General features: G+C 63.2%; 13 protein-coding genes. 10 read left to right on the top strand and 3 right to left on the bottom strand.

Going from position 1 to position 13,842, the window contains the following annotated elements:
• Positions 1 to 97 precede the first annotated feature (97 nt).
• Together I6E81_RS06880 and I6E81_RS06875 are read left to right on the top strand one after the other, a co-directional pair.
• The gene (locus I6E81_RS06880; protein ID WP_197106597.1) at positions 98 to 1,231 is read left to right on the top strand and encodes a carbohydrate ABC transporter permease; all 1,134 of its coding nucleotides are present in this window, start codon (positions 98 to 100) and stop codon (positions 1,229 to 1,231) included.
• Complete coding sequence (locus I6E81_RS06875; RefSeq protein WP_197106596.1) at positions 1,228 to 2,196, top strand: carbohydrate ABC transporter permease; 969 nt, start codon at positions 1,228 to 1,230, stop codon at positions 2,194 to 2,196. The genes I6E81_RS06880 and I6E81_RS06875 overlap by 4 nt, the downstream gene beginning before the upstream one ends.
• A gap of 42 nt (positions 2,197 to 2,238) precedes the next feature.
• On the opposite strand, the gene I6E81_RS06870 is transcribed toward I6E81_RS06875, so the two are convergent.
• Positions 2,239 to 3,117 (bottom strand): DMT family transporter, encoded by an 879-nt coding sequence (locus I6E81_RS06870; protein ID WP_197106595.1) that lies wholly within the window; start codon positions 3,115 to 3,117, stop codon positions 2,239 to 2,241.
• Between the two features lie 62 nt (positions 3,118 to 3,179).
• Here I6E81_RS06870 and recQ point away from each other — a divergent pair, with 62 nt between their 5' ends.
• The gene (gene recQ / locus I6E81_RS06865; protein WP_197106594.1) at positions 3,180 to 5,258 is read left to right on the top strand and encodes a DNA helicase RecQ; all 2,079 of its coding nucleotides are present in this window, start codon (positions 3,180 to 3,182) and stop codon (positions 5,256 to 5,258) included.
• On the opposite strand, the gene I6E81_RS06860 is transcribed toward recQ, so the two are convergent.
• Together I6E81_RS06860 and I6E81_RS06855 are read right to left on the bottom strand one after the other, a co-directional pair.
• The gene (locus I6E81_RS06860; RefSeq protein ID WP_197106593.1) at positions 5,255 to 6,616 is read right to left on the bottom strand and encodes a HAMP domain-containing sensor histidine kinase; all 1,362 of its coding nucleotides are present in this window, start codon (positions 6,614 to 6,616) and stop codon (positions 5,255 to 5,257) included. The genes recQ and I6E81_RS06860 overlap by 4 nt on opposite strands.
• On the bottom strand, positions 6,613 to 7,305 hold the full coding sequence (locus tag I6E81_RS06855; protein WP_197106592.1) for a response regulator transcription factor: 693 nt from the start codon (positions 7,303 to 7,305) through the stop codon (positions 6,613 to 6,615). Before I6E81_RS06855 ends, I6E81_RS06860 begins: the two co-directional genes overlap by 4 nt.
• 118 nt (positions 7,306 to 7,423) lie before the next feature.
• Here I6E81_RS06855 and I6E81_RS06850 point away from each other — a divergent pair, with 118 nt between their 5' ends.
• From I6E81_RS06850 to I6E81_RS06820, 7 genes are all read left to right on the top strand, one after another.
• Positions 7,424 to 8,113 carry a DUF2202 domain-containing protein gene (locus tag I6E81_RS06850; protein WP_197106591.1) on the top strand — a complete coding sequence of 230 codons (690 nt, stop codon included), beginning with the start codon at positions 7,424 to 7,426 and terminating at the stop codon, positions 8,111 to 8,113.
• A gap of 96 nt (positions 8,114 to 8,209) precedes the next feature.
• Entirely contained in the window at positions 8,210 to 8,704 is a 495-nt protein-coding gene (locus I6E81_RS06845) for a helix-turn-helix domain-containing protein (protein WP_197106590.1), read from the top strand.
• A gap of 38 nt (positions 8,705 to 8,742) precedes the next feature.
• A complete protein-coding gene (locus tag I6E81_RS06840) occupies positions 8,743 to 9,696 on the top strand; it encodes a siderophore-interacting protein (RefSeq protein WP_197106589.1) in 954 nt (317 codons plus the stop codon).
• A 21-nt stretch (positions 9,697 to 9,717) separates the two neighbouring features.
• Positions 9,718 to 10,755 (top strand): iron ABC transporter permease, encoded by a 1,038-nt coding sequence (locus I6E81_RS06835; protein ID WP_197106588.1) that lies wholly within the window; start codon positions 9,718 to 9,720, stop codon positions 10,753 to 10,755.
• Positions 10,756 to 10,760: 5 nt separating this feature from the next.
• The gene (locus I6E81_RS06830) at positions 10,761 to 11,801 is read left to right on the top strand and encodes an iron chelate uptake ABC transporter family permease subunit (protein WP_231599816.1); all 1,041 of its coding nucleotides are present in this window, start codon (positions 10,761 to 10,763) and stop codon (positions 11,799 to 11,801) included.
• Positions 11,798 to 12,634, top strand: coding sequence for an ABC transporter ATP-binding protein (locus I6E81_RS06825; RefSeq protein WP_307784118.1), 837 nt, complete (start codon positions 11,798 to 11,800; stop codon positions 12,632 to 12,634). Before I6E81_RS06830 ends, I6E81_RS06825 begins: the two co-directional genes overlap by 4 nt.
• Before the next feature lie 133 nt (positions 12,635 to 12,767).
• Positions 12,768 to 13,778: an iron-siderophore ABC transporter substrate-binding protein gene (locus I6E81_RS06820; protein ID WP_197106586.1), complete on the top strand. Its 1,011-nt coding sequence runs from the start codon at positions 12,768 to 12,770 to the stop codon at positions 13,776 to 13,778.
• Positions 13,779 to 13,842 lie beyond the last annotated feature (64 nt).

Below are 13,842 nucleotides of genomic sequence, written 5' to 3'. Positions count from 1 at the left end.
TTACTTTTCTCCCACTCGGGCCGACTCCTCGGTAGAGTCGAAACAGCAGCAATGCCAGTGAAGTGAAGAGTCCAGTGATGCACTCGAAAGGTCGCTAATGTCAGCTTTTCTCGCGTGGATTTCCACGCTTCCCGCTCTCGCTCAAATACCGCTTGTGCTCCTGGCATTCTTCGCGGTGATCGCCCTGCTGATCTTCTTCATTGAGATCGCTCCACGCAGTGGCCGCAAGTACACGATCATCCGCGCCGTGGCGTGTGTGCTCATCCCCACCCTCATCTTCTTAGCGCTGGGTTCGGTGTACTGGGCAGCCGGCGCAGCAGCCGTCTTCGGGGGGCTCTTCTTCCTCCTCGACTACCGCTCTAAGCAGGGTGCTGGCTACCTCTTCCAGCTCGTCGGCTTCATGAGCCCGGCGATTTTCTTGCTCGCTATCGGTCTCATCTACCCGACGATTCAGACCACGATCCAGGCCTTCATGAACAGCCGCGGAACACGTTTCGTTGGCCTCGAAAACTTCATCTGGATCTTCACTCAAGACACCGGCATCCGCACCGTTCTCAACACCGTCGTGTGGGTGCTGATTGTTCCCACGGTCTCTACGATTTTCGGCCTCGCCTATGCGGTCTTCATCGACAAGTCGCGCGGCGAGAAAGTGTTCAAAGTGCTCGTCTTCATGCCGATGGCTATCTCGTTCGTGGGCGCGAGCATCATCTGGCGCTTCGTGTACGCGGTGCGCCCGGCCGACCAAGAGCAGATCGGTTTGCTCAACCAGATTGTGGTCTGGATGGGCGGGCAACCGGTCGACTGGATCTCGAACTCTCCGTGGAACACCTTCTTTCTCATCGTCGTGCTGATCTGGATCCAGACCGGTTTCGCGATGGTGATTCTCTCGGCCGCGATCAAGGGTGTTCCCGCCGAGCAGCTTGAGGCTGCGGAACTAGACGGAACGAACGCGTGGCAGAGCTTTATCAATGTGACCGTGCCGGGCATCCGCAGCTCACTGGTTGTTGTGCTCACCACGATCTCGATTGCCTCGCTGAAAGTCTTCGACATTGTGCGCACGATGACTGCCGGCGCGAACGAAACGAGTGTGATCGCGAACGAAATGTACTCGCAGTGGCAAGGCTTTGAGGTCGGCAGGTCTGCCGCCTTCGCGGTCGTGCTGTTCGTGATGGTGCTGCCGATTGTTGTGTACAACGCGAGACAGATTGCTAAGCAGAGGGAGATCCGATGACCGCGACAGTGCCCGCGAAGCTTCCACTCGGCAAGAAAACCAAGAAGCAACTGGCCCGGGGCGAAAAGCAGTCAGCCGCCAAGCGCACCAAGAAACGCCTCACGAGCCGTGGCGCGACGATCGCCGCGCTGGTAATCGCGGTGTTGTGGACGACGCCAACCTTCGGACTCTTCGTCTCATCGCTGCGGCCGCCCGAGGAAATTCTGCGCAACGGTTGGTGGACGATCTTCCAGAACCCTGGCTTCACGCTCAACAACTACACCGAGGTATTGGCGGCGGGAAACAGCACGCTCAACCTCGCTGGCGCCTTCATCAACTCGATCGCCATTACCTTGCCGGCCACGATTTTCCCGCTCGTCATTGCGAGCCTGGCGGCCTACGCCTTCGCCTGGATCAAGTTCCCCGGCCGCAACTGGATGTTCATCGGCGTTTTCGCGCTGCAGATCGTTCCCCTGCAGATGGCGCTTGTTCCGCTACTGAGCCTGTTCTCCCGGGGACTTTCGATCGGTGACATCGAAATCTTCTCGAGCCTCAACGCCTCCAACTCGTATTCGCAAGTCTGGATTGCGCACACGATCTTCGCGCTGCCTCTGGCCATCTTCTTGCTGCACAACTTCGTCTCCGAGATTCCCTCCGAGCTCATCGAAGCGGCGAGAGTGGATGGCGCGGGGCACGGCCAAGTCTTCTTCCGCATCGTGCTTCCGCTCACGATGCCGGCCATTGCGTCGTTCGCGATCTTCCAATTCTTGTGGGTCTGGAACGACCTCCTCGTGGCGCTGGTGTTTGCCGACGGACGAGTAGCGCCCATGACGAAACTCTTGGCAGAGATCACCGGTAGCCGGGGTCAAGACTGGAACCTGCTCACCGCCGGTGCCTTCATCTCGATCCTCGTGCCGCTCATCGTGTTCTTCGCGCTGCAGCGCTACTTCGTGCGCGGACTGCTCGCCGGTTCGACGAAGGGATAGCGCCAGTCGCACGGACGAGCGCGCCAACGTCTCGGTGAGGCACTAGCCGCCGACCACGAGCAGGACGCTCGCGGTGATGCCCAACGCAATGCCCAGGTATTGCACGGGCGCAATTCGCTCACGCAAAACGATGGCCGCGAGCAGCACAGTGCCCGCCGGGTAAAGGGCGGTAAGCACGGCAATGACCGAGAGGTCGCCGATGCGCACCCCCGTGATGATCGCCATGTTGGCGATCACGTCGAGGGTGCCGCCGATCATGGCGAAATAGAGTCCGCGACGCCAGAGGGACGAGCGGGCAGGGGCTGGTGCTCCGGCTCGTTTGCGCTTGGCCAACGCCGCCATCACAAAGAACAGCGAGAACATGAGGAGCGCATTGACGACGCGGTTTCCCACGACCGGGATGATGCCAGAGTCGTCGGGGGCGGCATCCAAGATCACAAAGAACAGCCCGATCGCACTGCCCGCACCAACCGCCATGAGCAGTGCCTTGGCGCTCGGTCGCACGGCACCCTTTTCGGGAACGAACCCGACGAGCACGACGGCAATGAGCGCGATCGGGATCGCGACGAACCCAAACGCCCCGAGAGATTCTCCACGCAGCAAGCCGACCGTCACGGGGACGATTGCCGACATGACCGCGGTCACGGGCGAGAGGATGCTCATCGGCCCGATCGCGAGGCAGGCGTACAGCAGGCCGATTGCCACCGCGCTATTGACGCCAGCGATCGCGCCATAGAGCACGGCCTCGGTTGACCACACGTTCGAGACGAACGGGAAGATCAGCAGCAGCACAGCGAGGCCAGCAACGGCACCGACGGCGGTGGCCAAAATGGGGCTAATTCGCTTGGCTGCGATACCGCCGAAAAAGTCTGCGGCGCCGAATGTGAGCGCGCTAGAAAGCCCAAGAAATACGGTGAACATGGCGCCTGTCGCTATGGGGACTAATCATGCCAATGGTAGTGGCTGCGCCTAGACTTCTCGGCATGGTGTCTGCCCAGTCTGTTCTTGAGTCCACGTTCGGTTACGACTCTTTCCGGGGGCAGCAAGGCGAAATCATCGACACCATCGTCGGCGGTGGTGATGCGCTTGTTCTCATGCCTACCGGTGGCGGCAAGTCGCTGTGTTATCAAATCCCCGCGCTTGTTCGTGAGGGCACCGGCGTTGTTATTTCCCCGCTGATCGCTTTGATGCAAGATCAAGTGGATGCCCTGGCCGCCGTTGGCGCCCGTGCAGAGTTTCTCAACTCCACCCAGTCCGCCGACGAGCGCACTCGCGTCGAAAACGCGTACCGGGCTGGCGAGCTGGATCTTCTCTACCTCGCGCCCGAGCGCCTCCGCGTCTCGTCCACCGTGTCACTTCTCAAGCAGGGCCAGATCGGGCTCTTCGCCATCGACGAGGCGCACTGTGTGTCGCAGTGGGGCCACGACTTTCGCCCCGACTACCTGCAGCTCGATGTGTTGCATGACCTGTGGCCGAGCGTCCCGCGCATTGCGCTCACCGCGACCGCGACTGAGGCCACGCGCAAAGAGATCGCCCAGCGACTGAAGCTCGCTGACGCTACGCAGTATGTTTCTAGTTTTGACCGGCCCAACATCCAGTACCGCATTGAATCCAAGGCGCAGCCGCTGCAGCAATTGCTCACGCTGCTGAACACCGAGCACTCGGGCGACGCCGGCATCGTGTACTGCTTGTCTCGCGCCTCGGTCGAGAAGACGGCGCAGTTCTTGGTGGAGAACGGTATCCCCGCGTTGCCGTACCACGCGGGTCTCGACTCGCGAGTGCGCGCCAGCAACCAGAGCCGTTTCTTGCGCGAAGAGGGCATGGTGATGGTTGCGACGATCGCGTTCGGCATGGGCATCGACAAGCCTGATGTGCGTTTTGTCGCTCACCTCGACCTACCCAAGAGCGTCGAGGGTTATTACCAAGAGACCGGTCGTGCCGGTCGTGACGGTCTGCCCGCGACGGCATGGCTCGCCTACGGACTGCAGGATGTCATGCAGCAGCGCCGCATGATCGATCAGTCGGGTGGCGACCTGGCCCACCGTCGCAACCTGAGCGCGCACCTCGATGCGATGCTCGCGCTCTGCGAAACCGTGGAATGTCGCCGCGTGCAGCTGCTCGGTTACTTCGGTCAAGAGTCGACCGCGTGCGGCAATTGCGACACCTGCCTGTCTCCGCCCGAGTCGTGGGATGGCACTGTCGCGGCCCAAAAGCTGATGTCCACCATTGTGCGGTTGGAGCGCGAGCGCAACCAGAAGTTTGGCGCCGGCCATCTGGTCGACATCCTCATCGGCAAGACCACGCCGCGCGTGACGCAGCAACGTCACGACGATCTGGCCACGTTCGGAATCGGTTCGGATGTCTCGGAGCAAGACTGGCGCTCGGTCGTGCGGCAGTTGCTCGCGCAGTCATTGCTCACGGTGCAGGGGGAGTACGGCACGCTCGCGATCACGCCCGAGAGCGCCTCGGTGCTGAGCGGCGGGCGCACGGTGAAACTGCGCAAGGAAGCGCCTCGCAAGGCTCGTGGTTCCGGTGCAGCGGGCGGTGCGGCGAAGCGCAAGGTTATGACCGACCTGCCCGCCTCGGCAACCGATCTGTTTGAGAATTTGCGCACCTGGCGTTCGGGAGTCGCGCGCGACAACGGTGTGCCCGCGTACGTCGTGTTCGCGGATGCCACCCTGCGCGGCATTGCCGTCACCAAACCAGAGTCGTTGGCTGAGCTGTCGGAAATCAGCGGTGTGGGCGAGAAGAAACTCGAGACGTATGGCGCTGCGGTGCTTGCGGTCGTTGCGGGGGAGTCGCCGGAAGCCGCTGTTGCGCCACCGGTGGCGGCTGCCGCTTCGCCCGCCTTTGCCGCGGCGCCTGCTGTCAGCGCGTCGACTTCCGCGCCGTCACGCCAATCTCGCCCCGCGGCATCTCGCCCAGCGGCATCCAAGTTGGCTCCTTCACGACCGGCTCAGCGCCAAGCGCCCGCCCCGGCAGCATCCGTTCCCGGCGACGAAAACGACATCCCGTTCTACTCGGATGATGACGCCCCCTATGACGGGCCGCCTGAGTTTTAGGCAGTTGCGAGGGGGAGCCGGATGATGATCCGGGTTCCCTCTCCGACAGCAGACTCGACTTCGGCGCTGCCTCCGTGCTGGTCGACAACCTCGCGCACGACCGCGAGACCGATACCGGAACCGGAGATGTCGCGGGCTGCGGTGCCCCGCCAGAGCCGATCGAAAACGTAGGGCAGATCGTCCACGGGGATGCCGGGGCCGGTATCAGAAATCGTGAGTACCGCATCGTCGCCCTGCACGGCCAGCGCAACCGTCAGTGAGTCGTCGTCGCGGCAATAGCGCACAGCATTGGCGATAACGTTGCCGACCGCCTGATGAAGCCGGTCGGCATCGCCCTGCACAAACACTGGCTCGGGAAGATTGGTGATGACGTGAAGCCCGGCCGCTCGAAGTTGGGCGTCATGCAGCGCTACCTCTTCCTGGGAAATCTGAGCCAGATCCACACGGCTCTCGTGGGGCAGAGCCCCGGCGGTTTCGGCGGCAGCTAGTTCGGCCAGGTCGGCGACGATGCGACCGAGCCGCAACGACTGATCGTGCAGTGCAGCAAGTCGTTCAGCATCGGGAACGACCAAGCCATCGCGAAGCTCTTCGAGACCTGCTTGAAGCGCAGCAAGCGGGGTGCGCAATTCGTGAGCGACATCGGCGGTGAGATTGCGACGGTCGCGTTCAGAGCGCGCAACCTCGTCGGCCATCCCGTTGAACGCGACGGCAAGTTCTCCGAGCTCGCCGGGCGCGCGGCCATCTACTCGTGACGTGCGATCTCCCGCAGTGAATGCGCGGGCAGCATCCGTCACCCGGTGCAACGGGCCAACAAGAAAACGGGTGACAACCCAGCTTGCCGTGAACGCGATAGCAAGCGCGGCGAAGGCGGCGATCACAATCCACGCCCACGCTATGTCGAGCACGCGGGACGAGCTGGCCGTCGATAAAGCCACTCGCACGGTACCGACGACCGCATCGTCGACTGTCACGTCTGCGACGCTGGCCGAGGAACTCAGTGCGCCTCCACCACCGGGCGAGTTTTCATTAGGAATGCCGCTTGAGACAACCGTTGTGCCCGCCAAATCGAGGATCACGAGTCGAGCGGATGCTGCTTCGCCGATGCGCACGGCGCGCGACAGATCAGCCGCATCCCAGCTTCCCGCACGCTGAAAAGATTCAGCGGCGGTGGCGGCGATGGCGTCGGCAACCTCCTGTCGATCGGCTTGTTCCCCCGCTTGCACCCCGCGGTCGACACCGATGAGGGCGGCTCCGGCCAGCACCAACACTGTGGAGATTGCGACCGCGAGAAACGCGAGGAGGATGCGTGTGCCCAAGGCTCCAAAGCCCCACAGGTTAAGCCCGGAGGTGCGCGTCATCGTCCTGCCTCATCCTTAGCGAACCCGAGGCGGTACCCCACACCGAGCACTGTTTCGACGACGTGCGTTCCCTCTGTTCCGAGCTTGCGGCGCAGGTTCTTGATGTGGGAATCGATTGTGCGCTCGTAGCCCTCATATTCGTAGCCGCGCACCCGATTCACTAACTCATAGCGTGAATAGACCCGGCCGGCGGCAGCGGCGATTGCAGACAGAAGCCCCCACTCGGTGGGGGTGAGGTCGAGCTCCACGTCATCCAACCACGCGCGATGGGAATGGTCATCGATTCGAAGGCGGCCGCTGCCGTAGGTAGTGACCTCATTCTCGGTCGTGCTGCCACCGTGGCGATTCAGTACGGCTTGGACACGCAGTACAACCTCGTGGGGGCTGAAGGGCTTCGTGACATAGTCATCGGCGCCGAGTTCGAGGCCGCGAATGCGTTCCTCGGTTGTGCTCCGAGCGGTCAAGACGATGACCGGGAGGCTGCCCAGAGTTTTGATCTCGCGAAGAAGGTCGGATCCCTCAATATCGGGCAAGCCAAGATCGAGCAGAACGAGATCTGCCGAAGCGAACAGTTTGAATGCCTCGGCACCCGAACCGGTCGTGAGCACCGAAAATCCGGCGCGTTCAAGGTAGCGACGGAGCACCTCGCGGATGTCCCGCTCATCTTCGACGACCAGCACGGTTGGCATACCTCACCTTATTCCACGGCGCGAAAATGCAGTCTCCACACGATCTCCACACGGCTGCATCTCCCTCTGCACATCGGGAGCGCACTGTGTGCCTATACACAAGGAACAGGAGCATCACATGCGCAAGGCAACCATCATCACCACCTCAATCGTCGGCGGCGTACTCGCTGTCACTCTCGTCGCGGGAGCCAGTTTCGCTGTCGGTACCGGCCTCGGCCGTATCTCAGCCGGTGCTGGGTCAAGCCAGAGCGGCTTCTCGCACGGAAACTCGGGCCACTCAGCAGGAGAGGGGCAGGATTCATCGAACATGGAACGCGAGGGCCGGAATGGTCATGACTCGAATGACAGCTCGATGGGCGAAAATCTCACTCTCGAAAGTGGCACGCTTACGGGCGCTGAAGAAGCGACGCTCTCCCTCATGGCTGAAGAGGAAAAAGTAGCTCACGACCTGTATGTCGCATTCGGCGACCTCTATGGCGACAAGGTGTTTGACCGTGTTTCGAACTCGGAAAGTAGCCATCTTTCCGCGGTGCAAACCCTGCTCGAGCGCTACGGTCTGGCCGACCCCACCGTCGGACAACCCGTCGGCGAATTCGAGTCCGAGAGCATGCAGGAGCTCTACGACTCATTGCTCGCCCAGGGATCGGTTAGCCGCGATGACGCCTACGAGGCGGCTCGCACCGTCGAAAAGACCGACATCCGTGACCTGGCGGCAGCCGCGGATGAGTTCACGGCACCTGACGTTATCGCTGTGTTCGAACGGTTGCTCGCCGCATCCGAAAAGCACCTGGCTGCGTTCGGCGGTTGATGTTGGGAGGCTGGCGGGCTACCGGCGGCGAGGTGGCGTGCCTTTGGCGCGTTACTGGCGTAGCCCGCATCCACCGCATCGTGGAGTATTGGTCACATGAACGAGACACGCATAGTTGATCTGCGCCGTGAGCGCGGCTGGACCCAAGAGAAGCTCGCCACTGAGTGTGGTGTCGGCATCCGCACCATCCAACGGTTAGAAGCGGGGAGTGACGCCAGCCTCGAAACGCTGTCGCTGGTCGCGGATGCACTCGGGGTGCCGGTTCGGGATCTCTTCGCCAGCATCGAGAGCGATGAGTTGAGCGGCCGGGTCGATTCATTCGAGTCGCGCGCTCAGGATCAGCAGTCGTCACGCAACCGGGTGGCAGGTGCTTGGGTGTGGCTATTCGTCGGTGTGGGCGTGGTGATCAGCATGTTCAGCTTTGCGATCAATACGCAGTTGTCGAGCATGGGTTTCGTCGCCTATTGGCTCGGCGGCAGTCTCATTTTCATTGCTCTGAAGCGACTTGTTCTCGAGCCATATCTCGAACGCACATTCCCGCTGTCGCGCAGCAAACGTGACCGTCGACTGCAGAAGAGCCGCGAGATCTGACCCTTTTCGCTTCAGGTTAGGTATGCCATACTTAGGCAATGCTTACCTTGGAGCGCGAGATCGCGAAGGACGCCCGCCCGGGCTATCGACCATTCGCTGCCCGCGTGGAAAGCATCCGCGAACTTTCGCCTCACTTTAAGCGGGTTACCTTCGCGGGCGCTGAGTTTGAGACCTTCGGCACTGATGGTTTCGACCAGCGCATCAAGATCGTTTTTCCGCTGCCGGGCATCGGCCTGAGCGACATCGGCGCGAACGATCCGCAGACCATCGCCGATGGCACGTGGTACGCCCGCTGGCGTGCGCTGCCCGACGAGGCCCGCAACCCGTTCCGCACGTACACGATCCGTGCCGTGCGTCCCGAGCTCCGCGAGATCGACGTCGACATGGTGTTCCACGGCGCCAATGGTCCCGCCGGGCGCTGGCTTTCGAGCGCAGCAGCCGGTGACGAAGTCATCATTGTCGGGCCCGACGCCGCGAGCATCCACTCGGGCATCGGCATCGACTGGCACCCCGGCCCCGCCCGCACCGTTCTTCTCGCCGGTGACGAAACCTCGGCGCCCGCTATCTGCAGCATCCTCGAACGCCTCGACTCCAGCGTTCAGGCTCACGCTTTCATCGAGATTCCGGATGCCGCAGACCAGCCGCCGCTGAACCTTCCGAGCAACTGCCACGTCACGTGGCTACCGCGGGGCACGCAGCCCGCAGGTTCCGTGCTCGACCCCGCCGTCCGGGCGTGGACGCAAGCTAACGCCTCACTCGTGTTGCCTGCGCTCTCGCCGGCCGCGCAACCACTCGGTGATATCGATGTCGATACCGAGCTCCTCTGGGATTCGCCGGGCGAAGCATCCGGAACGCACTTCTACGCGTGGCTTGCCGCGGAGGCCTGCGTCATCAAAATGCTGCGCCGTTTTCTCGTGAGCGAGACGGGCGTTGACCGCAAGCAGGTTGCGTTCATGGGGTACTGGCGTCTCGGCAAGTCCGAAGCGCAGTAGCTCGCACCACCGCCCCCGACCATGACCCAGACTGCCTCGGCTTCGCGCGCACGACTGAGCCTCCGCACCCAGCGCTGGCTCACTCTCGGCTCAGCTCTTGGTTTGCTCGCGATTGTGCTCGTGCTGAGTCTCGCGCTCGGCGCTCGCGGCGTCGAGTTTTCACAAATTGGGCAAGCACTCTTCGACCCGGAGGCAGGCAACAACGACCAGCTCGTGATTCGTGAACTGCGCTTGCCGCGCACGATCGTCGGCTTGCTCGCTGGGCTCTCTCTCGGAGTCGCAGGAGCGGTCATGCAGGGCGTCACCCGCAACCCGCTCGCCGACCCCGGGCTGCTCGGCGTCAACGCCGGTGCCTCGCTCGCGGTCGTCTTCGCGATCAGTGTTCTCTCGATCACGAATCCCACCGGCTACATCTGGTTCGCCTTCGCAGGAGCCGCGGGCGCTGCTGCCATCGTCTACGCGATCGGCTCTCTGGGCCGCGAAGGTGCCACCCCGGTCAAGCTCGTGCTTGCCGGAACCGCCGTCACCGCCGGCATCACCTCCGTGATTTCCCTGGTTTTGATCTCCGACACCGACACCCTCAACACCTTCCGGTTCTGGTCCGTCGGGTCGCTCGCCAGCCGCGACCTCGAAGCCGTGCGCCTCACGATCGGTTTCGTTGTCGCCGGTGCACTCCTCGCGATCATTTCGGGGCGGATGCTCAACCTTGTCGCCCTCGGAGATGACCTCGCTCGCGGCCTCGGCCAGCGGGTCTATGTTGCGCGTGCCGTTGCTGCCGGAGCCATCGTTCTCCTGTGCGGCTCCGCCACCGCGCTTGCCGGCCCCATCGTCTTCGTCGGTCTCGTTGTTCCCCACATCGTGCGCCCCTTCACTGGCCCCGACTACCGCTGGATTATCGCTGTCTCCGCCGTCGTCGGCCCCAGCCTGCTTCTGATCGCCGACATCGTGGGCCGTCTCGTGGTCGCGCCTTCCGAGCTCGAGGCGGGGCTCGTCGTCGCCGTCATCGGTGCGCCGGTCATGATCGCCCTCGTGCGCCGAGTGAAGTTGGCCGGGCTGTGACCGCCATGCGGGGCGCAACCGTGAGCGCCAGCCGAGCCTCTCGAGTCCCGTTGACGGCCCGTACTCTCCGCATCACCATCGGGCTCATCGTTGCCGCAGTGGCGCTCGCTCTCGTCAGTATTGCCGTTGGGGCATATACGCTCACGCTGCCCGATCTGCTCGCAACTCTCTTCGGCGGCGGCACCTCATCCGACCAGTTCATTGTCTTCAAGTTGCGGCTACCGCGCGTGCTGCTTGCCATCCTGGTGGCGATCGCGTTCGGCCTCGCGGGGGCTCTCTTCCAAAGCCTCCTGCGCAATGCGTTGGCGAGTCCCGACATCATCGGCATCAGTGGTGGCGCCAGCGTCGCCGCCGTGCTGAGCTTGCTCGTGTTCGGCGCGACAGGCCTCATCGTCTCGCTCTCCGCGCTCGTCGGTGCGCTTCTCGTCGCGTTCACGATCTACTTGCTCTCGTGGCGCTCCGGCATGAACGGCATGCGCTTCGTGCTCATCGGCGTCGGTATTGCGTTCATGGCGCAATCCGTGCTCGGGTACCTCATCACGCGCGGTGATGTGCGCGATGCGCAACAAGCTCTCGTCTGGATGGTGGGCGGGCTTGGCGGTGCCAGCTGGGACGACATCCTCATCATGGCCGTTAGCCTTGCCATCTTGCTCCCCGCGGTGGCCGTTCTCGCCTCCAAACTCCGGATGCTGCAGCTCGGCGATGATCTTGCTGCGGGTCTTGGGGTCTCCGTGCAACGGTCGCGGCTTGCCCTCATCGTCGTTGCCGTCGCTCTCGTCGCCATCGCGACAGCACTCGTGGGCCCCCTCGCCTTTGTCGCCTTTGTCTCCGCCCCGATCGCTCGTCGCCTGGTGCGCGGGGGAGGCCTCGCGCTGGTGCCGAGTGCCCTGGTCGCGATTGTGCTCGTGCTCGGTGCCGATTTCGTCGCTCAACATTTGCTCACTGCCGGAACCCAGGTGCCGACCGGAATTGTCACCGGCATCGTGGGCGCCCCGTATCTGCTGTGGCTCATCTCCACCACCAACCGCGAAGGACGTGCCTCGTGACCCAGGCTGACGCACCCCAGAACCACGCGCCCCAACGCCCCGCGCACTCGTTGCGCGCCGACAACGTCACCCTCAACTATGGCGGCCGCGACATTGTGTCGAAGTTGAGCGTGGAGATCCCCGACGGCAAGGTCACCGTGATTGTGGGCGCCAACGCCTGCGGCAAGTCGACGCTGCTGCGCGGGCTGTCACGGTTGCTGCGACCGGCTTCGGGTCACGTGATGCTCGATGGGCGCGACATCCACTCGGTGCCGTCGAAAGAGATCGCGCAGGTGGTGGGCATTTTGCCTCAGTCGCCAATCGCGCCGGAGGGCATCACCGTTCGCGACCTCGTGGCTCGCGGACGCTACCCGCATCAGGGCTGGTTTCAGCAGTGGTCGGCGGCGGATGAAGCGGCTGTCGAGCACGCGCTCGAAGCGACCGACACGGCCCAGTTGGCGTCGCGGCGCATCGAGGAGCTCTCGGGTGGGCAGCGCCAGCGGGTGTGGATCGCGATGGCTCTGAGCCAGGATCCCGACGTTCTGCTGCTCGACGAGCCCACCACGTTCCTCGACGTGCGCCACCAGCTTGATGCGCTCGACGTTCTCGCTGATCTCAATCGTGAACGTGGCACCACGATCGTGATGGTGCTGCACGAACTCACCCTTGCCGCCCGCTACGCCGACCATATGATCCTCATGTGCGAGGGGCAGATCATCGCCGAGGGAACACCTTCCGAGGTTGTTACAGCAGAGCGGATGCGGGAGGCGTTTGGGCTCGAGGCTCAGATCATGGCCGATCCGGTTTCTGGCTCACCGATGGTCATCCCGCTGGGGCGTCGCTCGGGGCGCTAGTGGCACTGTCGTCGGACGCCGGCGCCGCCTGTGCCCCAGCGCCCTGCCGGCATGTTCGCCCGCACGCTGCTTGCGCAACTCACTAAGGTAAGCCTATCCTTACTGTGCACCTATCGTCCGATTGAGGAGATCAATGTCACGCCGTTCCCGCCTTGCAGCCTTCGCTGCGGCCACCGCCGCTCTCATCGCGTTGAGCGGTTGCGCCGCCTCAACGTCCGAAGGCGAAACGGATGCGCCCGCAGCATCCGACGCATTCCCTGTCACGATCGAGCACGCCTTCGGTGAAACAGTCATCGAGAGCGAACCGCAGCGCGTCCTCACCCTGGGTTGGGGCAGCGGCGACGCGGTTCTCGCTCTCGGCGTCGTGCCGGTGGGCATGGAAGCCCAGAACTACGGTGGCGATGAGAACGGCGTTCTGCCGTGGGCGGCGGATGCTCTCGCCGAGATGGGCGCAGAGACCCCGCTCATCTTCCCCGCGACCACGGATGCTCCCGCTTATGAGGAGATCGCGGAAGCCGCTCCTGACTTGATCCTCGCAACCTACTCCGGAATCACCGAGGAACAGTACGATCTCCTCAGCGAGATCGCACCTGTCGTTGCGTACCCCGAGCTGCCGTGGTCGACTCCGTGGCGCGACGTCATCAGCATCACGGGCAGCGCCCTCGGCAAGACTGCTGCCGCGGATGACGTGCTCGCCAACATCGACGCTCTCGTCGCCGAGAAGGCGGCCGAGCATCCCGAGTTCGAAGGCAAGACCGTTGCGGCCACCTTCGACGTGGGCGGAACTTTCTACGTCTACAAGCCCGCCGACCCCCGCGTGGAGTTCTTGCTCGACCTCGGTCTCGAGAACGCGCCCGCCGTCGACGCTCTCTCGAATGGCGACTCCACGTTCTTCTATACGCTCAGCTACGAGAAGCTCGATGAGCTCGACAGCGATCTGTTGATCGCCTATGCCGAGACCGAAGAAGTCGGCGACATCTTCGCCGCGCAGCCTTACGCGCAGAGCATCCCGGCTGTCGCCAACGGTGGCCTCGTTGCCGTCAATGGCGCATCGCTCGTCGCTTCGGTATCGCCTCCCACGGCGCTCTCGCTGCCCTGGGGAATCGACAGCTTCGTGGATGCAATCGCTGGCGCGCTGAAATAACGCACCACCTGCATTACGCAGAAAAGGCCCCGCCGACATTGCGTCGGCGGGGCCTTTGTGGTCT

It is taken from the genome of Salinibacterium sp. NG22 (assembly GCF_015864925.1).
Lineage (GTDB): Bacteria > Actinomycetota > Actinomycetes > Actinomycetales > Microbacteriaceae > Rhodoglobus.
This window is presented reverse-complemented; position numbering and strand designations above follow the sequence as displayed.

What these genes read in the sequence shown, in the direction of transcription:
- I6E81_RS06880 (WP_197106597.1), top strand. Translation starts at nt 98, where the DNA reads ATGTCAGCTTTTCTCGCGTGGATTTCCACGCTTCCCGCTCTCGCTCAA.
- I6E81_RS06875 (WP_197106596.1), top strand. Translation starts at nt 1,228, where the DNA reads ATGACCGCGACAGTGCCCGCGAAGCTTCCACTCGGCAAGAAAACCAAG.
- I6E81_RS06870 (WP_197106595.1), bottom strand. Translation starts at nt 3,117, where the DNA reads ATGTTCACCGTATTTCTTGGGCTTTCTAGCGCGCTCACATTCGGCGCC.
- recQ (WP_197106594.1), top strand. Translation starts at nt 3,180, where the DNA reads ATGGTGTCTGCCCAGTCTGTTCTTGAGTCCACGTTCGGTTACGACTCT.
- I6E81_RS06860 (WP_197106593.1), bottom strand. Translation starts at nt 6,616, where the DNA reads ATGACGCGCACCTCCGGGCTTAACCTGTGGGGCTTTGGAGCCTTGGGC.
- I6E81_RS06855 (WP_197106592.1), bottom strand. Translation starts at nt 7,305, where the DNA reads ATGCCAACCGTGCTGGTCGTCGAAGATGAGCGGGACATCCGCGAGGTG.
- I6E81_RS06850 (WP_197106591.1), top strand. Translation starts at nt 7,424, where the DNA reads ATGCGCAAGGCAACCATCATCACCACCTCAATCGTCGGCGGCGTACTC.
- I6E81_RS06845 (WP_197106590.1), top strand. Translation starts at nt 8,210, where the DNA reads ATGAACGAGACACGCATAGTTGATCTGCGCCGTGAGCGCGGCTGGACC.
- I6E81_RS06840 (WP_197106589.1), top strand. Translation starts at nt 8,743, where the DNA reads ATGCTTACCTTGGAGCGCGAGATCGCGAAGGACGCCCGCCCGGGCTAT.
- I6E81_RS06835 (WP_197106588.1), top strand. Translation starts at nt 9,718, where the DNA reads ATGACCCAGACTGCCTCGGCTTCGCGCGCACGACTGAGCCTCCGCACC.
- I6E81_RS06830 (WP_231599816.1), top strand. Translation starts at nt 10,761, where the DNA reads ATGCGGGGCGCAACCGTGAGCGCCAGCCGAGCCTCTCGAGTCCCGTTG.
- I6E81_RS06820 (WP_197106586.1), top strand. Translation starts at nt 12,768, where the DNA reads ATGTCACGCCGTTCCCGCCTTGCAGCCTTCGCTGCGGCCACCGCCGCT.